Below are 21,007 nucleotides of genomic sequence, written 5' to 3' on the forward strand. Positions count from 1 at the left end.
GTCGGATGGGGTGTGTTACTTTACCCGACGGTCTACGACCATCGGTTACGATGCAATGTGACGACTCCGTCGTCAATTAGCCGCTAATCCGAAATAATCCGTGAGATCTGTGTAATCCGCGCGGGGACTGGAGATAATGGAGGAAACTTAATGGCAGGATGGGATGGCGGACGATATGGGATCAGCGGATTTTTAGACCTAGAATATCTAGAAAACCAAGAGAGCCTAACCCAAAAAAAGCAACGCTTTTCAGCATTGCTTTTTGAGCCTCCAGTCGGATTCGAACCAACGACCCCGAGATTACAAATCACGTGCTCTGGCCAACTGAGCTATGGAGGCAAATGGGCAAGCGATCTACATCGCGCCGCTACAACCTGCTACCCTTGCTTCGGTCAAGACCTGGGGGATTCACGGGGAGCTGGCCGTATAGGACTTACCCGACTGCAAAGGTACAACTTTTTTAGTTAATGGCAAGCGTTTTTTCAAAAAAAGTTTCATGCTAAAAACACAGCAGCTAACCAACACTCTGATTAACTGCTGTTTTGACCTTAAAAAAAATTACCATTATTCCTCGGCTATACTGCCTTTTTCGCTGACCGCAGGAGATTTGTGTAGCGGAATCGTGTAATAAGCATTAAAAGCGAATGCCAAACTACCGCCACGGGTGCCGTAACCCGGGATAAACCAAGGCTTGCCCTGCGGTGACTTGCCCTCGCTGAGCAGAGTGTGGAACTTAACCTGCCAGCCTAGCGATACCTGCTTGACTATCTTTACCTTGAGTCCGGCCACGATTTCACACCACAGTGCACTGCCCTTTTGACCAGTTATCTGTGTAGTCACATCCTCTCCCCAATAGCCGTTGTGGTGGTGAATGTCGGTGATCTCATACCTGAACGTGCTGCCGCCCAGGCGCACACCCACGATGCCTTGATAGTCGGGCGAATTCTTGAACATGAAGTTATAGTTGGCACCTACGCGAGCAAATGGCGACCACTTGCCGTTGTAGGTGTAGTTCTTGCCGTCGGGGGTACTCTTGGCGTGCCCCATGCCCAGTTCAAGCACAGGCTGCAGACGGTTCCACATGTTGAGCGTGAGGTTCACGTCCACATTCATGTGGTCCTGTCCGGCAGCGCCCAGCACCAGGTCAACAAAGTTGAAACCCACAGCGATGTCGGTGAGCTTGGGATAGCGGGTGTAGGCACGCTTGACGGAGTCTCGCCTAGCCTCTTCCTGCGCCTTGAGAGTGTCGCCAGTGAGATATTGCTCCAGCAGTTTATTGTCCACACCCTTGCCGGGAAGCAGCACGGTATTGGTCTCGGGCTTGACGGGGGTGATGTGCCTGCGCGACGGAGCCGGAGCTATGCCGACCGAGTCAACCAGAGTGCTGTCGGCAGGCGAAGCATTGCAAGGCAATGTCATCGCGGCTGCAAGGGCAAGCAATATGTAGCACAATATATTTTTCATCACTGTTTCTTGAAATAGATGCGCATGGTTTCGTGAGCCTCGTTTTTGACCACAGGCTGCATCACCACCACCGAGTCTATCATGTGATGGGTGATGTCCACGCTCTTGAGTTCAAAACTATACATCGCGCCACACTCGGCACTTGCAAAATAAGGTATCGACTTGTAATCCACAGTGAGGGTGTCGCTCAACGAACCACTGCCGCCCACGGCAGCCACCTCGATGATCCATTGCGTTGACTCGCGGGTGGCACGCAGCGGCAAGTAGGTCTCGCTCAAAGCTTGATTTTTCACCAGCATGCTGTCGGCTGGTGCATCGATGCCTCGCAACGACACACCCGAAACAGTGACCTGTCCGCCACCCGAGGCATAAAACCTGACCAGCGGCAGACTGTTGCTGTTGTCATAGCAACTGCCATCGCCACACGATGCGGCAATGAGCAGGACTAGACCAGCCAGCAGTAACACGCATTTCCTCATCATTCCAGTTCTTTAGATATCTCGTAGCGATTGCGCTCGGGTGAGTTGCGAATTATGAGCTCGCCCAGGAAACCAGCAAGGAAAAGCTGCGAACCTATGATCATCGCTGTGAGCGAGAGGTAGAAGTAAGGCGAGTCGGTCACCAGGATGTAATGGTTGCCTGCCCACATGTTAAAGAGCTTGATAGCACCCACTAGAATCACTGCGATGAAACCGATGAGGAACATGAGGCTGCCCATGAGTCCGAAGAAGTGCATGGGCTTCACGCCAAACTTGGCCTGGAACCACAACGTGAGCAGGTCAAGATAACCGTTGACAAAGCGGTCAAGACCGAATTTAGTCACGCCATACTTGCGGGCCTGGTGCTGCACCACCTTCTCGCCAATCTTGTTGAAACCAGCGTTCTTGGCGAGGTAAGGCACGTAGCGGTGCATGTCGCCATACACCTCGATGTGCTTGACCACCTCGCGTCGATAGGCCTTGAGTCCGCAGTTAAAGTCGTGCAGGTTGTGTATGCCGCTCACCTTGCGTGCTGTGGCGTTGAAAAGCTTGGTGGGAATAGTCTTTGACAGCGGGTCGTAGCGTTTCTTCTTCCACCCGCTCACCAGGTCATAACCGTCCTCGGTAATCATGCGATAGAGCTCGGGGATCTCGTCGGGGCTGTCCTGCAAGTCGGCATCCATGGTGATGACCACGTCGCCCTGCGCACGCTCAAAACCGGTGAAAAGGGCTGGCGACTTGCCATAGTTGCGGCGGAAGCTGACGCCCTTGATGCAAGGATTACTCTTGTTAAGGCCTTCTATCACGTTCCACGAGTCATCGGTGCTACCATCGTTGACAAACAGGATTTCATAAGTGAATCCGTTTTTATTCATCACATCCTCAATCCATGAGGCAAGCTCGGGAAGCGACTCCGCCTCGTTATATAGCGGAACTACTACTGATATGTTCATATCTTTTTTATTGAATTTTCGTTTTTTCTTATTTTATTTTCGTGATGCCACAAGAGCGGTGAACAGACTCATCACCGAGCCACTCACGTTGGTAGCGCAGAACATACTCAGCGAGATCTGCCATGCCGACGGCAAGTCGTCGTTGTCGATCATCGCTTGTATGACAGTGAGAACCTCGCTGCTTTTCATTTCGGGCATCTGCTCATAGCTCTGCGCCATGAATTGCAACTGGTCGTAAAAGAACGACGGCCGCACATACTCAAGGATGCAGAATGTGAGCAAGAGCGTGAACACCGTGCCCAGAAAAATGGTGATAACCCCCATGCGCCACAGCGCTGCCACACCGCACTCGGGACCAGCCTCCTTGCGGCACTTGCGCTGCATCAAGTAGAGCACCACGGGACCCATGATGAGCATAATCATGAACAAAGAGTCCATGAACAGCATCATATCATTGAACACCCACAGCATCGACATTACCGAGGTATAAACCGCCATGGGCACAGCCATGTCGGTAGAAGCCTGAAACACTTTGCCTTCGCTCTCCATTTCGTTTAGTTTTACAATTAACCCACAAAGTTAGTGATTTTCTACGAAAAACGAAAGATGATGGGCTAAAAAGTGGGTGATGCTCTTTTATTTGATTATTGAGCGCAGGAACGGGATGAGTTCGGATGCCATCTTCTGGTGCTGGCGCATGGACGGATGCCATGAGGCGCCGTAGCCCAGCGAACCGTCTTGCAGGCTCATGTCGAAACGGTAATAGTCGATTCCCTCGGCTTTGACTATCTCACCCACGTGGTCGAGGGCAGCCTTCTGCTCCTTGAGGGGTGTGCCGCCCAGCATCGAGCCTGTGAGGGCCACAATCTTGGCCTGGGGCTGGACTTCGTGGAGATGACGCACGAAGCGCAGATAGTACTGCTCATAGGTGTCGATATTATACCCCTTGGTGCTGAGGTCGTTGGTACCCAGGTTTACGCAAATCACATCGGGACGATACTGACTGAAGTCCCACTTCTGGGTGCTGTCGAGAAGGCAGGTGTAGTCATACCACTTGGTCATAGTGTTAGGCACATCCTTGCCAGCGTAGTTGCGATACACGCCTATGCCAGAGCGTGCCACAGCCATCTCTTGGGCGTTAAGAGCACGTGCCGCAAGGGCTGCATAGGTGAAATAGTGGTTCTCGGTGGAGTCGGCAAAGGGGCAGCTCTTGTCGGGAGCCTCGTTGCCATAGCCGCAGGTGATGCTATTGCCTATGAACTCCAGTTTGAGCTCGGGCAACTTGGGCGCGGGGGCCATCTTGCCGCCATCGTGAAGGGTGAAACCGCGAAACTCGGGGCGCTTGGCATAGCCTTCATAGACCAGCGACACCTCCACCTCGTGGAGGCCTTCGCCCAACCCTTTAGCCAGAGTCACTGTCGAGTCGTTCTCATCAACAAAAATCTTGTGGGGGTTGATTCCATCGACCACTACCTCGAAGTAGCCGCTGCCGGGTTTCATGTGCATGTCTATGCCGCTGCCACTAAACGCAGCCTTATAAGATGTGCCGGGATAGACAAAGAGGTAACTCAAGGGATTGGTCTTGTTGATGCGTCCGGTATAGGCTATCTTGCCGCTGCACGGAGGCACAAGGCCGGGGTGAGCGAGCATGTGCTGCAGCAGTTCGGGAGCATTGGTGGTGATAAAGTCGGCGCCCATGTCGATGCATTCCTGCATCACGTCGCTAGTGTTGACGGTCCACACGTTGACCTTGAGACCCAGGTCATGGCTCTGCTGGTACCACTCGGGGTGCTTGCGCATCACGCTGTAATGGTAGTCGAGTCCTGCCGCGCCCATTTCCTTGAGCTCGGCTGGCGAGAGTTCGCCGTTGAGATAATAAACCTCGGTTCCGCGCGGTGCATGCTTGATAAGCTCTTTCATGCCAGGAAGCGAGAAAGTGATGTAGGTGACGCGTTTCTCAAGACCATGTTTCTTGAACTCCTGCACGATTTTCTTCACGGCAAGGGCCTCCTGCTGCTTGTCGGCATGAGGTTTGAGCTCGCACACGAGCTGTGTCTTGAGACGCTTGCCGGCACGTAGCAACTGGTCGAGCGTGGGAATGAGTTCGCCGTTTGGGAGTCGCTGCGTGCGCACCTGGGCTGCGGTAGATTTCTGTATCTCAACACCGTTGATTGTCTCGTCGTGATTGACAAAAAGCACGCCGTCGGTGGTCATCCACACGTCAAACTCCGACCCCTCGCAATGGATAGAGTCGGCCTTGACGAGCGAGCGTATTGAGTTCTGGGCCGAGCCCGGTGCATCCCAGTAGCCACGGTGAGCCACAACCTGGGTAGCTGCACTTGCCGCGATGGCACACAGAGCCACGAGGCACAATAGAAACATTTTTCTCATAGCTTGTTAAGAGTTTAAGAAGTTATTATTATACAAGTTTCGCATGTTGTTAAAATACCGCCTAACATCGGTAAGTCGCGCACCATCTGCACGCTTCAACTTTGTTTTCTTTAACCGAGGGTTGCGTTCGCTACGCTCACTTCACCCCCCCGCATTGTTGGCAGAGGTTCGGCAATCGCGGCACGGGCTACGCCCACTGGCCGCTGCTCACTTTGCCGAGCTCGCTACGCTCGGTTATCAACAGTCGCACCTTGGCGACCACGCACCTATCGGCGCGATTTATGTTTTTTTCCTTTATAAGACAGTAAATCACAGCTTGCGAAACTTGAATTATTTTAATTATTTTAATTTCTTTCAGTTATAATAAACTAGATCTGCGAAATCTGCGAGAGATTCTACCATTGGTGAATAGTTGCGTTACAAGGTTATCGTTATCTTGCAATGATGAGGTCGATGCCCAGTTCCTCGACGGCCTTGGCATCCTTGGCGCTGATGCCGGGATCGGTGATGATGACATCAATATTCTCCATGTCGCTTATCTTGGCAAAGCCGCGGCGGCCAAACTTGCTGCTGTCGGCAAGCACGATGGTTTTCTGCGCCACATTCATCATCACACGGTTGAGTTCGGCCTCGCGCATGTCGGTGGTGGTGATGCCATACTCGAAGTCGATGCCATCGACACCCAGGTAGAGCTTGCTGAACGAGCAGTTGTTGAGTATCATCTCGCTGTACTGCCCCACTACCGAGAGGCTGCTGTGACGCAACATACCGCCCAGCTGAATGAGGTCGATATTCTCATCTACAGCCAATATCTCGCTCACCACCAGCGAAGCACTCACCACAGTGAGACGGTGGATGGGCTGGATGGCATGGGCAAGGGCATGAACAGTAGAACCCGACGCAATGATAATGCTGTCGTCGCGATCGATGAGCCTTGCTGCCGAGAGCCCGATGGCGCGTTTCTCGTCGGGGGCCATCTTCTCTTTCTCGATCACCGAGCGGTTGTTGATGTGGGGATTGATGAGGATTGCCTTGCCGTGGCTACGGTAAAGTTTACCTAGTTTCTCGAGCTCGGTCAAGTCCTTGCGCACTGTGACTGACGACACTTTCAGCTTCTCAACCAGCTCACTCACAGTGACCGAACCGTGCTTGATGAGTGAATCAAGTATGATTGAATGACGTTTTTCCTTTAACATAACTATTGAGTATTAATTTGGTTTCGTTTCATTAGAGGCCATCAATATTTCACTGCAAATTTACTATAATTTAAGCGAATTTGCAAGAAAAATAACGCATTTCGAGCACTAAAAGCAAAAGCGACACATCGAAAAACAAACCAAAAACACAAAACGAAAGCCAAAACGAAAGCCTGAATTTTCTATTTGAAAGCACTATAAAACTGATTGAAAGCACCATAAAACCAAAACAGCACTACCTCCTCGATATTTTTTTCACAATTTCCACAACCCGTTCATAACTATGAATCAATAACTTATAAAAAATATTAAAATTTTATTAAGAAATTATTACAAAAAAGTTAACGAAAAATTTTGTCACTTATAAAAAAGTCACTACTTTTGTACCGAAACAAACAAAGCTACACCAACAACACCTTAAAAATTAAAGAAGGATGGAACCGAATCACAAAGAATATGACGTGATTGTGATAGGCGGCGGCATTACCGGTGCCGGCACCGCTCGTGATTGCGCCATGCGAGGACTCAAGACGCTGCTGCTAGAGCGTTTCGACTACTCCTATGGTGCCACGGGACGCAACCACGGACTATTGCACAGCGGCGCTCGATATGCTGTAACCGACAAAGAAAGCGCCACCGAATGCATCCAGGAAAATATGACCTTGCGCAAGGTCGCAAGACACTGCGTCGAAGAAACCGACGGTCTGTTTATAACACTGCCTGAAGACGATCTGGCTTATCAGAAGACATTTGTCGACGCCTGCCATGCAGCAGGAATCAGAGCCGACATCATCGACCCCGAGGAAGCAAAAAGACTTGAACCGTCTGTCAACCCCACTCTCATCGGAGCAGTGAGAATCCCAGATGCCTCAATCGACCCGTTCCGCCTTACAATGGCCAACGTCTATGACGCACAGCTTCACGGCGCCGACGCCTTAACCTACCACGAAGTCACCGACTTAATTATCAATCAGAACAGGGTTGAGGGTGTCAAAGTCCTCGACCACCACACAGGAATCAACAAAGAGTTTCACGCTAAAGTCACTATCAACGCTGCCGGAATCTGGGGCACTCTCGTGGCACAAAAGGCAGGCGTGACAGTGAACATGTTCCCAGCTCGCGGAGCACTCCTCATCTTTGGCCACCGCGTCAACAACATGGTTATCAACCGCTGCCGTAAGCCCGCCAACGCCGACATCCTCGTGCCCGACGACACAGTGTGCGTGATTGGCACCACTAGCGACCGCGTGCCCATGGACACAGTGGACGACATGCGAGTGACACCACAGGAGGTGGAAGTGCTGCTGCGCGAAGGCGAAAAACTCGCCCCCGCACTGGCAACAACACGCATCCTGCGAGCTTATGCCGGCGTAAGGCCGCTTGTGGCTGCCGACAATGACCCCAGCGGACGAAGCATCAGCCGCGGCATCGTGTGCCTCGACCACGAGACTCGCGACGGACTCGCTGGATTTATCACTATCACAGGCGGAAAGATGATGACATACCGCCTGATGGCAGAGGACGCAACTAACCTCGCCTGCAAGAAATTGAACATCAACAAGGCTTGCGAGACAGCAACCACTCCCCTTCCAGGTTCAGAACCTAAAACGGAACTACCCAAAAAGACTACAGCAGTCATGGCTGCCGAGGGACGCCACGGAACGCTCACCAAGGCTATCGCACAGACTACTGACATCGTTGAAGACGCTCTCGTGTGCGAATGCGAGCACGTGAGCGTGAGCGAAGTAAACTACGCAATGGACAACCTCCATGTGCACAACCTGGTAAACCTGCGCCGACGCACACGCGTGGGCATGGGAACGTGCCAGGGCGAGTTGTGCGCCACTCGCGCTGCCGGCGTGATGTGCCGCAAGCAAGAGCAAGCACAAGACGTGAAGCAAGACCTGGCAGCGTTTATCAACGAGCGCTGGAAAGGCGTGCAGCCCGTAGCCTGGGGCGACAACATGGCCGAGGCACAGCTCACAGCCACTATTTACGAAGGTCTGGGCGGACTTAACCAATATGAAGGAAAGGAGGTATTGCAATGAAATTTAACACTGTGATTATGGGTGGCGGCTTGAGCGGCCTCACCTGCGGCATTGCTCTGGCACAAGCCGGACAACGCGTGGCTATCGTCGCCACAGGACAAAGCTCGCTGCACTTCGCTTCGGGCTCGTTTGACCTGATCGGTTACGACAGCGAGGGCAAGGCGGTGGAAAACCCCGTGGAGGCTATCAACGCTCTGCCCGAGTCACATCCTTATAAAAAAGTGGGCGACGTGGAGAAACTTGCTGCACAAGCCCAAGATCTACTTGCGGCTGCCGGCGTCAAAACCACCGGCAAGGCTGGCAAGAACCACAACCGCCTCACCCCGCTTGGAGCTGTCAAGCCCACATGGCTCACAATGGAAGACTACATCACCATCGACGGCGGCAAGATCAACTACAAGCAGGTGGCACTCATGAACATAATCGGTTACCTTGACTTCCCCACCAAGTTCATTGCCGACGGACTGCGCAAGCTGGGTGCCGAGGTGGAGGTGAAACCCATCACTCTGCCCGAACTCAACGAGGCCCGCAAGAGCCCCACCGAGATGCGTGCAACCAATATCGCCAAGGTGCTGGCAAGCGAGGCTATCGTGAAGCGTCTGGCAAGCGAAATCAACGCCAAGGCTGGCAATGCCGAGGCCATTCTGCTGCCCGCAGTGCTGGGCATCAAGAACAGCGAGCTCGCGCAACTCCTCAAGGAGCAGGTGAACAAGCCCATCCACTTCGTGGCTACAATTCCGCCATCAGTCCCCGGCACACGCATGCAGGCATTGCTGCGCAAGCGTTTCGAGGCTCTGGGAGGCACATTCCTCAATGGCGACAAGGCCGTGAAGGGCGAAATCTCTGGCACTAAACTCAACAGCATAGAGACCGAGAAACTCGTGGGAACACGACTCGAAGCCGACAACTTCGTGCTCGCCACAGGCTCTTTCATGGGACGTGGCATCGTGAGCGACTACGAGAAAGTCTATGAGCCCGTTCTGGGAGCCGACGTGGACTTTATCGCCGACCGCACCCAGTGGACACGCGACAACGTGTGGGAAGCACAGCCCTACATGGAATTTGGCGTGAAGACCGACGCGCAGCTGCACGTGATGAAGCAAGGCAAACCCTTGAGCAACACCTACGCGGCAGGACAGGTGCTGAGCGGCAACAACAAGGTTAAACTGGCTAGCGGCGAGGGCGTGGACATGCTCACAGCGCTCACCGTGGCTAATAACATATTAAATAAGTAAACGATCATGGCAAACGAAATGCAACTGAACAACATCAGCGAGAACAACTTTGAGCAGTGCCTCAAGTGCTCGATCTGCACCGTTTATTGCCCTGTATCGGCAGTAAACCCTGCATACCCCGGTCCCAAGCAGAGCGGACCCGATGGCGAACGTTATCGCCTCAAAAACCCCGAGTTTTTCAATGACGCGCTCAAGATGTGTCTCAACTGCAAGCGTTGCGAGGTGGCATGCCCCAGCGGCGTGAACGTGGGCGACATCATCCAGAAGGCTCGCATGAAACACAACACCCACAGCCCCAAGCTGCGCGACATGATGCTCGCCAACACCGACTTCGTGGGCTCAATGGCCACTATGGTGGCTCCCGTGGCCAACTTCGCAGTGAGCCTGGGTGTGAGCAAGGCCGTGCTGCACTCGGTGATGAAAATCGACAAGCACCGCACCTTCCCCGCCTATGCTTCGCAGAAGTTTGAGACATGGTTCAAACGCAACGCGCAAGCACAGCAGAGCAAATACAGCAAGCACGTGAGCTTCTTCCACGGCTGCTATGTGAACTACAACTTCCCGCAACTGGGCAAGGACCTGGTGAAGATAATGAACGCATGCGGCTATGGCGTGCACCTGCTCGACAAGGAGAAGTGCTGCGGCACTGCTCTCATTGCCAACGGCCTTTATGACCAAGCAAAACGTCAGGGCGAGACCAACATGAGTTCAATGCGCAGCGCCATCGCCAAGGGACGCACCATCGTCACCACCAGCTCGACCTGCACATTCACCATGCGCGATGAGTATCATCACCTGCTCGACGTAGATAACCACGACGTGCGCGACCACATCACGCTCGCCACTCGCTTCCTGTTCCAGCTCATCGACGAGGGCAAGCTCAAACTCGCCTTCCGCGACGACTACAAGAAACGCGTTGCCTACCACACAGCATGCCACATGGAACGCATGGGATGGGCCATCTACAGCACCTCACTGCTCAAGATGATTCCCGGACTCGACCTCGTGATGCTCGACTCGCAGTGCTGCGGCATCTCGGGAACTTACGGCTTCAAGACCGAAAATTATGAGACTTCGCAAAAAATCGGTGACTCGCTTTTCAAGAACATCGCTGATGCCAATGTTGAGGCTGTAGCCACTGACTGTGAAACATGTAAGTGGCAGATCGAGATGTCAACAGGCGTGCCTGTGCTCAACCCCATCTCAATTATTGCCGATGCAATTGACGTTGAAAAGACAATAGAATTAAATAAAAATCGTTAATTACAAGGTAAAACTATACTTTTATGGCAAAAGAAAACGTTTACAGTTCGCTTGGCGAAAGTAAGAAAAAATTCATGTCATGGCAGATGAGGACTATCCTCGTCACCATGATTGGCTATGCAATCTTCTACTTTGTGCGCAAGAACTTTTCAGTAGCCATGCCAGGCATGACCGCTGAGTACGGTATCACAAACAAAAGTTTCGGTTGGATCATCTTCTTCGGTTCAATCACTTACGGTTTCTCACGCTTTGTCAACGGTTACACAGTTGACCGCTTCAAGGGCCGCATCGTGATGGCACTCGGTTTGTTGCTGTGTGCTCTTTCTAACTTTGCATTCGGTTTCGGCACAAACCTCAGTTCTCTCATCACTGGCACTGAGGCTGGTCCCGACTTCATCAGCATCCTCATCCTTGTGATGGGTATCACTATCATCCTCAACCAGTTCTTTCAGGGCATGGGTTATCCTCCGTGCGCACGCATCTTGCCTCACTGGATTCACCCCAGCGAGCTCGCAACCAAGATGTCTATCTGGAACTGCTCGCACTCAATCGGCGCGGCTCTTGCAGTAGTAGTGTGCGGTTATCTCCTTGGCTCTATGGGTCAAGACCTCTCGGCTAATGCCGAGGTTGTTAGCAGCATACAAACCAACCTTGAGGCTAACGAAGTTAAGGATGCTGCTAACCAGGCTCTCGTTTACGCTGCTCACTATGGCGCGTGGAAGTTCTGCTTCTATGTTCCCGCTTGCCTCGCCCTTGTTGGTGCCATCGGCATCTTCATCGGCCTTCGCGACGAGCCCAAGGAGGTTGGTCTGCCCGACCTCCCCGACACTGGCCTTGGTGGCTTGAAGGATGGTGGCATGAGCACTGCTCGCCGCAAGAGATTTGAGAGTGTGATGGTTTGGAAAAACCGCTGGGTATGGACATTCTGTGTTGCCAACCTCTTTGTTTACGTGGTTCGCATGGGTGTCCTCGACTGGGGTCCCAAGTTCCTCACCGAGGCTCGCGGCCTTGACATCAAGAGCGCAACATGGACAACAGCGGCATTTGAGATTGCTGGTATCGTGGGTACTCTCGTTGCAGGCTGGTGCACCGACAAGTTCTTCAAGGGCAAGGGGCACCGCATGTGCGTAGTGTGCATGGCTGGTGCAGCTCTGTTCATGACCACATTCGCATTACTCCCCGAGAGCGCTGGCATCACTCCCATCGCAGCAACACTCGTAGGTGCAGGTTTCTTCATCTATGGTCCTCAAGCTCTCATCGGTATCGAACTCGGTAACCAGGCAACTAAGGAAGCAAGTGCTCGTGCCAACGGTATCGCAGGTATCCTGGGTTACCTCGGCTCTGGTCTCGCAGGTCTCCTCGTTGGTTACATCGCCGACCTCTATGGCTGGACATCAGTATTCTACACCATCATCGTTGTAGCTATCATCGGCATGTTTATCCTCATCTCTATGTGGCAAGCACCCCGCGATGGTTATGAAAGAGCTGCAAACATCGTTTACGACGACGAAAAATAAGAATTGTTAGTTAACATAGCGGTGCTGCCCAGCACCGGGTTGCACCGCTAGAAAACTAAAAAGATTAACTACTCGCTATGACAATGCAAGAATTTGACAAATACATGTCGCCTTACTCGCACGAGGAGCTCATGGAACGCTGCCGCAAGATCAAGCACGTGGCACTCGACATGGACGGAACCATCTACATGGGTTCGACCCTGTTCCCCTACACCCACAAGTTCCTTGACACTCTCACAGAGAACGGCATCACCTACTCGTTCTTGACCAACAATCCCACCAAGAGCCACAAGGACTACCTTATCAAGCTCGACAAACTGGGCATCAAGGCTACCGACGAGCAGATGTACACATCGTCGCTTGCTACCATCGACTACATCAAGCAGCACCATCCCACTGCCAAGCGCCTTTTCACCCTGGGCACTCCCAGCATGCAAGAGGAATTTATCAAGGCAGGATTTGAGCTGTGTGAAGACGATCCTAACGACCGTCCCGATGTGCTCGTTGTGGCTTTCGACACCACGCTGGTGTATAGCCGCCTGTGCCGCGCCACTTGGTGGGCAAGCAAGCTCGACATCCCCTACATCGCCACCAACCCCGACTGGGTGTGCCCCACCGACCAGGAGGTGATCCTCGTGGACTGCGGCTCGCTGTGCAAGGCCATTGAGGGTGCTTGCAAGCGCCAGCCCGACGTGGTGATAGGCAAGCCCAACCCCAACATGCTACTGTGCATTCGCGACAAGATGGGCCTCCAGAGCGATGAGATTGCTATGGCTGGCGACCGCATCTACACCGATGTGGCTACTGCACAGAATGCCGGCTCGCTGGGGGTGCTCGTGCTGAGCGGCGAAACTACTCTTGAAACTGCACTGGCCAATGACCCGCAGCCCGACATCACTGCCTTGAACGTGATGGAGTTTGCTAATCTGCTGGTCGAGGCCCGCAAGAAATAAACTGAATTTTTCACTAAAAACCTAATTAATTTTTATTTACTAACCAAAATTTTAAGATTATGAAAAAGTTTTTATCTTTCATGATTGCTGCCGCTGCTATCTGCCCGGCAGTTAACGCAACTGAGATGGCTGAGGCTGAACCCGTGGTAGAGGCTGCTGCTGAAGCTGCTCCCCAACAGTCAGACCTTGAGAAGCTGGTTTCTAAAATGCCTAAGATCTCTGGTTACCTCCAGACAGGTTGGAACTACACCAGCAACAAGGACGCATCTACTTCTTCTTTCCAGGCTAAGCGTCTCCGCTTGATCATGGACGGCAAGGTAGGTTCTAAGGTAGACTTCCGTCTGCAAATCGAGGCCTTCAACGGTATCGCTGGTTCAACTAATGGCAACGGCCAGAAGAACATCCAGGTTATGGACGCGTTTGCAACTTACAAGGTATGTGACGCTTTCAAGGTACGCGCTGGTCAGTTCTACACTCCTCTTGGCTATGAGAACTACGACATCTCTCCCGCTACCCTCGAGACTGTTGACTTCTCTAACATCGTTTACCGCATTGCTTGCCGCAACCCCTACGAGTATAACCTGGTTGACTACGGTCGTGACCTCGGTGTAATGTTGATGGGTGATCTCGGTGAAAGTGGCAAGGGCTTCAAGTACTTCCACTATGATGTTGCTTTGACCAACGGTTCTATCCCCTGCAAGGATGACCGCAACAACACTAAGGACATCTACTTGAGCGCAACTATCCGTCCCTTCAAGCACTTCAACGTTAAGGGTACCTTCAACTGGGGCGAGTACAGCTCACAGGCTCTCAATGGTGGCACAGGCGCTGTTGCTCCCACAGGTACTAACAAGTACAACCCCATGACTCGTACCGTTGTTGGTGCATGGTACAACAACCCCACAGGTCTCGATGTACGTGCTGAGTATGGTTTCATGAAGTCTAAGGTTGACGGCAACCAGGTTGTTGACGAGCAGGGTGCTTACGCTCTCGTTGGCTACCACGCTGGCAAGTTCCTCCCCATCGTTCGCTGGGATATGTACAAGGACAAAATGCACGAGACAACTGCTGGTACTAACTACAACCGCATCCTCCTTGGTCTGACTTATCAGCCCATCGCTAACGTAAAGGTTCAGCTCAACTACGGTCACTACATGTACAACTCATCTGTTAAGGATGCTGGTGGCCTCGAGAAGAGCGAGCACATCCAGCTCATGGGTCTCTTCAAGTTCTAATCTAGAACTCTGACTAGAATCTTTAAGCAAAAAAACACGAAGGAGGGTTCCGATGCCCCCTAACCGAGACACAGCGCCCTCCTTCAAATTCATAGACTACTTTTTTATAACTTTTTTAACTAACCAACAAAACCTAATTATTATGAAGAAATTATTAATTCTTCTCGCAGTATGCAGCCTCGGTATGGCAGCTAGTGCACAGCACCTCGGTACTGAGTATCGTCTTAAGAAAGTGATTACCGTTCCCGGACGTCAGGGCGTTGCTGCCGACAAGGAGCACTTCTACATCAGCGACACTCGCGGTATCTATGTTTACGACCGTAACTGGAACCTCGTTAACAAGCGCACTGATAAGGAAGGCCTGTTCAACAATCCCGATGTAAAGAACGGTGGTGCTAACCACTTCGGCGACATCGACGTTTATGATGGCAAGATCTACACAGGTAATGAGTACTTCAACCTGGGTCGTGGTCAGAACATCTCTATCGACATCTACGATGCTAAGACTCTCAAATACATCGAGTCAATTCCTTGGAAGCCCGAATCAGGTCAGGTAGAGGTTTCTGGTCTTGCAGTTGACCGTGAGCGTGGCCTCGTTTGGCTCTCTGACTGGGTTGACAGCCGCTATGTATATGCTTACAGCCTCGAGACTAAGCAGTACTACACTAAGGTTCAGTGCCGCCCCGAGCCCTATTGGTGCCAGGGTATCTTCGTAGTTGATGGCAAGATGCTTCTTGCTGCCGATGACGGTGAGTCAACTTACCACATCGCCGACAACGTTTACCAGATGGACATCACTGGTGCTCCCTTCACTGGCCTCGTTGACGGTACAGAGCCCGTTAAGGACACTCCTTGGAGCGTTAAGACTGACAAGGACGGTAAGGTTGTTAAGCGCACAGGCAAGATCGCTGGTGGTGCTATGGGTGGCAAGGTTACTCTCCTCCGTGAGATGACCGACTTCCGTCGCTGCGGTGAGATCGAAGGTCTCTGCATCGACCCCGTTACTGATGACCTCCTGGTTCTCAACAACCGTGGTACTCAGATCATCCTTGGTATGAGCCAGGGTCCGTTCGTTAACGAAGGTTACGACAAGGAAATCCACGAGCTCTACATTTATGAGAAGATCAAATAATCTAAACTTATAGATTACTGATATCTTATAGATTCAACTTTAGCTTTTATAATAAATGATGCTAATTTATTGTCCAGTAGGACAATATCTAAATAACCCCCACCGCCGAACGTAGTGGCGGTGGGGGTATAGTATCAACAAACAGATGCGTCCAGTAGGACGTTAATCGGAGCAAACAGTTGAAACTCAAATGGTTCCATATGCTAAAATTGAGTTCCATTGATAACCATGTAGGCGCGCAGGGGCGAAGCTCCAAGAGCCTGCACAGAAAGAATGCTACCCTAAACTGCGTCTGGAAGACGCTGTTGAATAAAACCATGTTTTACATTTGCGTCTTCCAGACGCCATGATATATGTTTTTTTCCCGCACATTCTACTGCGCAGCGTGCAGGGTTATCGATGGTTTTGTCCTGACCGGACATGTGTTGCTGCAACAATTTTGATTCGGTTGCCTTAAAGATAAAGTCTCAAAAAATTGCATAAGAGCATAATTTTTATTAACTTTGCACGTCTATGCACGTATGCACTGATGTGTGTTGTTGTGTGGATAAATGACATTGTGTCTGTTTATTTGCTTGAGTGCTAGTTTTTTAAGTGGTACTTGAGACATTAGAAGTATATCCGGTTGCCATGGCTTTTGTGGTAGTGTGGCAACGTGGGTGTTATATACTTTGGGAATTGAAAGAGTGGGCTAGTGTGAGCACTTTTGCTCGTGCCTGTTCATTGTGTTCCTCTTGATACTTTTGATGAACATCGACAGACGCAACAAAAACAGGTACTGGTTGCGGCACAGCCATTACGATTGTGTGTGATTGATACCAAAAATATTTGATTGAGATTTGTGATGACTAACATATATATTATATCTTTGATTTTGGCTTTTGGGTTAACGCTATTGTTCATGCCGGGAGTGATAAAATATGCGCTCAATCGTGGCATGTATGATAAGCCAAATGAAAGGAAGATACACGACGAGATAGTGCCTCGCATAGGCGGGGTAGTCTTTCTCGTGGCGTCGTTATTGTCAATGCTTGCAGGCGGCTTGATGATGTACTGCAATGACGTGACAACTAATGGCGTGGTGATGCAAGATGTTGCTTTGCAGTTGTGTGCCGTGTGTATAATCTTCGCCGTAGGGCTGATAGATGACATTAAGGGATTGAAATACAGAGTGAAGTTTGTGGCTCAGTTCTTAACAGGCGTGCTGCTGTGTGCTTCGGGCGTGTATCTCAAGGATTTCCATGGCATGTGTGGACTGCACGAGATTCATCCCGCAATAGGATGGCTTATCACTATTTTTGCAGTTATCTATTGCACTAACGCTATCAATTTCATCGATGGTATTGACGGGCAGGCGTCGTCTATAGCTGTTGTTGCAATGGGATATTATGCCTGGGTGCTTAATTCCTGTGCCCCCGTCTATGCAGTTGTGTGCCTGTGTGTTGTGGGCGCTCTGCTTGCATTCATGCGATTTAATGTGCTAGGCAAGGCATCGGCACGCACCAAGACATTCATGGGCGATACCGGGTCGTTGTTCCTGGGGCTTGTCATGACATTCATGGGAGTTCTCGCATGCAACATGTGCGCGGAGCCTCTCAACGAAGATAATTGTTTTGTAATGGCATTTGCTCCGTTGTTCTTGCCATGCCTTGATGTAGTGAGAGTTGTGATTCACCGTGTGCGCTTTGGTAACAGCCCGTTCATGGCCGATAAGAATCACATACACCACAAGTTGCTTGCTATAGGTTTATCACATCATAAAGTATCATTGGTCGTGTCATTGTTGAACATCCTCATTATTGTTGTCGCATGTGTGCTGGCGCAGTATCTGGATGTTAACTTTGTAATTGCTATCTTGCTGATAGTGTACACACTGCTTAATGTTGTGCTGACCAAATTAATGAAGTAAAATAAATAAACAAAGCATAATGAAGAATATTAAATCACTTATTGTTGCAGTTGCTGTGTCGCTTGTGTTAGGAGCATGCAGTACTCCTAAACTTGGGTACTTCCAAGGAGTTCAAAACGGACAGTCGTACGAATTGTCACAACCCATATTTGTAACTCTTCAGCCGGGAGACAAGTTGTCAATACTGGTGAGCAGCAAGGACCCCAATCTCGCTTACCTGTTCAACCTTCCCATTGTGGGACACTACAGGACTACATCGTCTGACCAAAGCCTTAATACTAACCAAGTTGCGAGTTACACTATTGACCCAAATGGTAACATTGAGTTCCCCGTTTTGGGCGAAATGCATGTGGCTGGCCTCACTCGCAAAGAGGTGGCGCAGAAGATAAAGCTTGAACTTGTGAGCCGTGAGCTTCTCAAGGATCCTACTATCACAGTCGATTTCCTTGACCTGACTTATGGCGTGATGGGCGAGGTTAGGAATCCTGGACGATATGGATTTGACCACGACAAACTCACTCTGCTCGATGCGCTCAGCAGGGCTGGTGACCTTACCATTTATGGCGTTCGCGAGAATGTGCTTGTTGCTCGTGAGGAAAATGGAAGGCAGACTTACTACAGAGTGAACTTGACTAACGCTGATGACCTGTACTCGTCGCCGGTGTTTTACTTGAAACCCAACGACATCGTCTATATTGAACCTAACGAAAGAAGGGCCAAGGAATCGACCGAGGCAGGTACTGCTTTCTCGCAGCCTTCGCTCTGGATTTCAGTCGCTTCGTTGCTCACAACTATCACTATGTTTATTGTTAAAAAATAATCCTAGAAAAAATGGAATCATTGAATAAAAATCGTCAGGAATCAAAAAATGAAGACCTTATAGAGATTCACGATTGGCTAAACTATTTGCTGAAGAAGTGGAGTTGGTTTGTTTCATGTATCATCCTGGCATTGATGTGCGGTGGATATTATTATCTCACAACTGTGCCAATGTATGTGCGCAAGTCGGCTGTTCTGATTCGTGATAATGAATCAAACTCAATCTCTAACCAGTTCAGTCAGTTCTCTATGTTCGGCGTGTCAACCGGACGTGGTAATGTGTACAATGAAATGATTACATTCAAGTCACCGTCCTACATGATGGATGTGGTCAAGCACTTGCATCTTGATATGGATTATAGGGTGGATGGATTGTTCCGTGAGGGTGTTCTGTATGGCAAGAACCTGCCCATACGTGTTACCCTTGCCGATATCCAGCAGGATGATGTGGCTCACCTTCAGGTGAAAATCATTGACGACAAAAACATCCAGCTGACCAATTTCCAGCTTGCAGGAGAGGAAGGCGAGAACATTCCTGCCGACAAGGTTGTTAACGGAAAGTTTGATGCGATAATCAATACTCCATTAGGAAAAGTCTTAGTTACTAAGACCGAACACTTTGACAAGCGTCCTGATAATCCCATTAAGGTTTCTCGTTATCCTGTTCTTGATGTGACGCAAAAGTATGTTTCGCGTCTGTTTGCTGATTTGAACGACCCCAAGGCTTCGGTTATTGACCTTGAGCTTGTTGACGAGTCGGCTGAACGTGCCGAGGATATTCTTTATGCACTGTTTGATGTATATAACAACAAGTGGATGGATGATATCAACCAGCAGGCGGTGAGCACTTCTCGTTTCATCGACGAGGAATTGAAGCAGATTGAGAGTGAGTTGGGTAGCGTGGATAGTGACATCGCTTCTTACAAAAGCTCGAATAACGTGCCTGATGTACAGACCACAACTGCTATAAACATCAATCGTTCTGAAACACTGAGCGCTCAGCGCATGGAACTTGACAACCAGAAGTTCATGGCAACCTTTATACGCAAGCAACTTGCCAGCGAAGGTTCTAAATACCAAGTGCTTCCTGCCAACTCTGGTATCGAAAGCACATCGGTTGCCGCACAGATTGCTGCTTACAATGAGAATGTGACCAAACGCAACACATTGATAGCCAATAGTGGAGTTAATAACCCCATGGTGGTAGAGCTTGACCAGACGCTTGCTGCAACACGTCGCGCTATTATTTCGTCGCTTGACAATGTTATTGCCAACCTTAACAACCGCTTGCAAGATATCAAAGGCGTTGAGAACGCGACTAACCGCCAGATCTCTAACAGTCCTAACCAAGCAAAATATCTGCTCAGCGTTGAGCGTCAGCAGAAGGTGAAAGAACAGCTTTATGTGTTCTTGCTTCAAAAACGTGCTGAGACCCAGATGACAAAGGCTTATAACACTAGATCTAAACTGCTCAATCCTCCTGCAGGTAGCAAGAAACATTCTAGCCCGGTTAAGATTAATGTCCTCATCATCTCGCTTGCATTGGGTATCTTGGTTCCCGTTATTTTGCTTACTCTCATGTTTAACATGGACACCACAGTACAGCGCCGCAAGGACATCGAGATGCTCACTATGCCATTCGTTGGTGAGATTCCTCTTAACTATAAAGGTTATTCTGGCCTCCTCTCATTCCTCAACAAGCGTAAGGAGGTTCGCAAGATTGTGGTTAAGGAGAAGAGCAACGATGTCATTAACGAGGCCTTCCGTGTCGTTAGAACCAACCTTGAGTTTGTGGCAGGCAAGGAGCGCAAGTGTAATGTCATCATGTTTACCTCTGCTTTCCCGGGTTCGGGTAAGACATTCGTATCGACCAACTTGTCAACTGCGTTTGCGATTAATGGCAAAAAGGTTCTTCTAATAGACCTGGATCTCCGCAAGGGTACCACTTCTCGCTTTGTGAAAGGACACACCGTGGGTATTTCTAATTATCTCAGCGATCACGTGAATGATGTGGACGAAATCATCGTTAAGGACGCAGTAGTCCCCAATCTTGACATTATTCCCATCGGCGTGATTCCTCCCAACCCCACTGAATTGCTCTATAGTAACCGTCTGGAAGAATTGCTCAAGAAGCTTAAGGATAATTATGATTTTATCTTCTTGGATTGTCCTCCGTTGGGCATCGTTGCCGATGCTTCGATTATCACAAAGCTTTGCGACATGACTATCTTCTTGATTCGTGCAGGCTTGTTTGAGCGTGATTTGCTTCCTGAAGTTGACGAGTATTACCGCGAGAAGAGATACACTAATCTCGTGCTGTTGCTCAATGGCGTTAAGGACGAGTATCATTCTTATGGACGTTATGGCGAATATTCGGCCAAGGATAACAAAGTTTATTAATAGTAAAAATATA

At 50.3% G+C, this 21,007-nt stretch carries 16 protein-coding genes, 1 tRNA gene and 1 pseudogene; 10 read left to right on the forward strand and 8 right to left on the reverse strand.

The genetic code is table 11. The features are described from left to right. Positions 1-265: 265 nt before the first annotated feature. The 8 genes and pseudogenes from ACKI3C_RS04775 to ACKI3C_RS04810 form a co-directional block, all read right to left on the reverse strand. Positions 266-339 (reverse strand) — tRNA-Thr (locus tag ACKI3C_RS04775). A 225-nt stretch (positions 340-564) separates the two neighbouring features. Further along, positions 565-1,464: a DUF6048 family protein gene (locus ACKI3C_RS04780; protein WP_407402588.1), complete on the reverse strand. Its 900-nt coding sequence runs from the start codon at positions 1,462-1,464 to the stop codon at positions 565-567. Next, positions 1,464-1,946 (reverse strand): DUF6452 family protein, encoded by a 483-nt coding sequence (locus ACKI3C_RS04785; protein ID WP_407402590.1) that lies wholly within the window; start codon positions 1,944-1,946, stop codon positions 1,464-1,466. The genes ACKI3C_RS04780 and ACKI3C_RS04785 overlap by 1 nt, the downstream gene beginning before the upstream one ends. Next, complete coding sequence (locus ACKI3C_RS04790) at positions 1,943-2,896, reverse strand: glycosyltransferase family 2 protein (protein ID WP_407402592.1); 954 nt, start codon at positions 2,894-2,896, stop codon at positions 1,943-1,945. Before ACKI3C_RS04790 ends, ACKI3C_RS04785 begins: the two co-directional genes overlap by 4 nt. A 33-nt stretch (positions 2,897-2,929) precedes the next feature. Further along, positions 2,930-3,445 (reverse strand): DUF4199 domain-containing protein, encoded by a 516-nt coding sequence (locus ACKI3C_RS04795; protein WP_407402594.1) that lies wholly within the window; start codon positions 3,443-3,445, stop codon positions 2,930-2,932. Between the two features lie 87 nt (positions 3,446-3,532). After that, on the reverse strand, positions 3,533-4,546 hold the full coding sequence (locus ACKI3C_RS04800) for an SGNH/GDSL hydrolase family protein (RefSeq protein ID WP_407402630.1): 1,014 nt from the start codon (positions 4,544-4,546) through the stop codon (positions 3,533-3,535). Then, positions 4,541-5,287: pseudogene (locus ACKI3C_RS04805) on the reverse strand (glycerophosphodiester phosphodiesterase family protein); the annotation flags it as partial. The pseudogene ACKI3C_RS04805 and the gene ACKI3C_RS04800, both read right to left, overlap by 6 nt. 431 nt (positions 5,288-5,718) lie before the next feature. Next, entirely contained in the window at positions 5,719-6,483 is a 765-nt protein-coding gene (locus ACKI3C_RS04810) for a DeoR/GlpR family DNA-binding transcription regulator (protein WP_407402596.1), read from the reverse strand. Positions 6,484-6,917: 434 nt separating this feature from the next. On the opposite strand from ACKI3C_RS04810, the gene glpA reads away from it, so the two are divergent. The 10 genes from glpA to ACKI3C_RS04860 all read left to right on the forward strand — a co-directional run bounded on the left by glpA (position 6,918) and on the right by ACKI3C_RS04860 (position 20,994). Beyond that, entirely contained in the window at positions 6,918-8,531 is a 1,614-nt protein-coding gene (gene glpA / locus ACKI3C_RS04815) for an anaerobic glycerol-3-phosphate dehydrogenase subunit A (protein ID WP_407402598.1), read from the forward strand. After that, on the forward strand, positions 8,528-9,766 hold the full coding sequence (gene glpB / locus ACKI3C_RS04820) for an anaerobic glycerol-3-phosphate dehydrogenase subunit GlpB (protein ID WP_407402600.1): 1,239 nt from the start codon (positions 8,528-8,530) through the stop codon (positions 9,764-9,766). The genes glpA and glpB overlap by 4 nt, the downstream gene beginning before the upstream one ends. 6 nt (positions 9,767-9,772) lie before the next feature. Continuing rightward, positions 9,773-11,029: an anaerobic glycerol-3-phosphate dehydrogenase subunit GlpC gene (glpC, locus tag ACKI3C_RS04825; protein WP_407402602.1), complete on the forward strand. Its 1,257-nt coding sequence runs from the start codon at positions 9,773-9,775 to the stop codon at positions 11,027-11,029. A gap of 23 nt (positions 11,030-11,052) precedes the next feature. Beyond that, complete coding sequence (locus tag ACKI3C_RS04830; RefSeq protein ID WP_407402604.1) at positions 11,053-12,546, forward strand: MFS transporter; 1,494 nt, start codon at positions 11,053-11,055, stop codon at positions 12,544-12,546. 83 nt (positions 12,547-12,629) lie between these two features. After that, positions 12,630-13,499, forward strand: a complete 870-nt coding sequence (locus tag ACKI3C_RS04835; protein ID WP_407402606.1) for an HAD-IIA family hydrolase — start codon at positions 12,630-12,632, stop codon at positions 13,497-13,499. Between the two features lie 59 nt (positions 13,500-13,558). Continuing rightward, positions 13,559-14,734 (forward strand): porin, encoded by a 1,176-nt coding sequence (locus ACKI3C_RS04840; RefSeq protein WP_407402608.1) that lies wholly within the window; start codon positions 13,559-13,561, stop codon positions 14,732-14,734. A 142-nt stretch (positions 14,735-14,876) separates the two neighbouring features. After that, entirely contained in the window at positions 14,877-15,866 is a 990-nt protein-coding gene (locus ACKI3C_RS04845) for a YncE family protein (protein ID WP_407402610.1), read from the forward strand. Between the two features lie 874 nt (positions 15,867-16,740). Further along, positions 16,741-17,775, forward strand: a complete 1,035-nt coding sequence (locus ACKI3C_RS04850; protein WP_407402612.1) for a glycosyltransferase family 4 protein — start codon at positions 16,741-16,743, stop codon at positions 17,773-17,775. Positions 17,776-17,794: 19 nt separating this feature from the next. Continuing rightward, positions 17,795-18,595 (forward strand): polysaccharide biosynthesis/export family protein, encoded by an 801-nt coding sequence (locus tag ACKI3C_RS04855; RefSeq protein ID WP_407402614.1) that lies wholly within the window; start codon positions 17,795-17,797, stop codon positions 18,593-18,595. Positions 18,596-18,606: 11 nt separating this feature from the next. Then, positions 18,607-20,994, forward strand: coding sequence for a polysaccharide biosynthesis tyrosine autokinase (locus tag ACKI3C_RS04860; protein WP_407402616.1), 2,388 nt, complete (start codon positions 18,607-18,609; stop codon positions 20,992-20,994). Positions 20,995-21,007: the final 13 nt, after the last annotated feature.

It is taken from the genome of Sodaliphilus sp. (genome assembly GCF_045598405.1).
In the GTDB taxonomy this organism is placed as follows: domain Bacteria; phylum Bacteroidota; class Bacteroidia; order Bacteroidales; family Muribaculaceae; genus Sodaliphilus; species Sodaliphilus limicaballi.

Bases quoted from the DNA above. Each gene is read 5' to 3' on its own strand.
- ACKI3C_RS04810 (WP_407402596.1), bottom strand. From the start codon at position 6,483: ATGTTAAAGGAAAAACGTCATTCAATCATACTTGATTCACTCATCAAG.
- ACKI3C_RS04780 (WP_407402588.1), bottom strand. From the start codon at position 1,464: ATGAAAAATATATTGTGCTACATATTGCTTGCCCTTGCAGCCGCGATG.
- glpC (WP_407402602.1), top strand. From the start codon at position 9,773: ATGGCAAACGAAATGCAACTGAACAACATCAGCGAGAACAACTTTGAG.
- ACKI3C_RS04855 (WP_407402614.1), top strand. From the start codon at position 17,795: ATGAAGAATATTAAATCACTTATTGTTGCAGTTGCTGTGTCGCTTGTG.
- ACKI3C_RS04830 (WP_407402604.1), top strand. From the start codon at position 11,053: ATGGCAAAAGAAAACGTTTACAGTTCGCTTGGCGAAAGTAAGAAAAAA.
- ACKI3C_RS04840 (WP_407402608.1), top strand. From the start codon at position 13,559: ATGAAAAAGTTTTTATCTTTCATGATTGCTGCCGCTGCTATCTGCCCG.
- ACKI3C_RS04795 (WP_407402594.1), bottom strand. From the start codon at position 3,445: ATGGAGAGCGAAGGCAAAGTGTTTCAGGCTTCTACCGACATGGCTGTG.
- ACKI3C_RS04845 (WP_407402610.1), top strand. From the start codon at position 14,877: ATGAAGAAATTATTAATTCTTCTCGCAGTATGCAGCCTCGGTATGGCA.
- ACKI3C_RS04800 (WP_407402630.1), bottom strand. From the start codon at position 4,546: ATGCTCGCTCACCCCGGCCTTGTGCCTCCGTGCAGCGGCAAGATAGCC.
- ACKI3C_RS04785 (WP_407402590.1), bottom strand. From the start codon at position 1,946: ATGATGAGGAAATGCGTGTTACTGCTGGCTGGTCTAGTCCTGCTCATT.
- ACKI3C_RS04860 (WP_407402616.1), top strand. From the start codon at position 18,607: ATGGAATCATTGAATAAAAATCGTCAGGAATCAAAAAATGAAGACCTT.
- ACKI3C_RS04790 (WP_407402592.1), bottom strand. From the start codon at position 2,896: ATGAACATATCAGTAGTAGTTCCGCTATATAACGAGGCGGAGTCGCTT.
- glpA (WP_407402598.1), top strand. From the start codon at position 6,918: ATGGAACCGAATCACAAAGAATATGACGTGATTGTGATAGGCGGCGGC.
- ACKI3C_RS04835 (WP_407402606.1), top strand. From the start codon at position 12,630: ATGCAAGAATTTGACAAATACATGTCGCCTTACTCGCACGAGGAGCTC.
- glpB (WP_407402600.1), top strand. From the start codon at position 8,528: ATGAAATTTAACACTGTGATTATGGGTGGCGGCTTGAGCGGCCTCACC.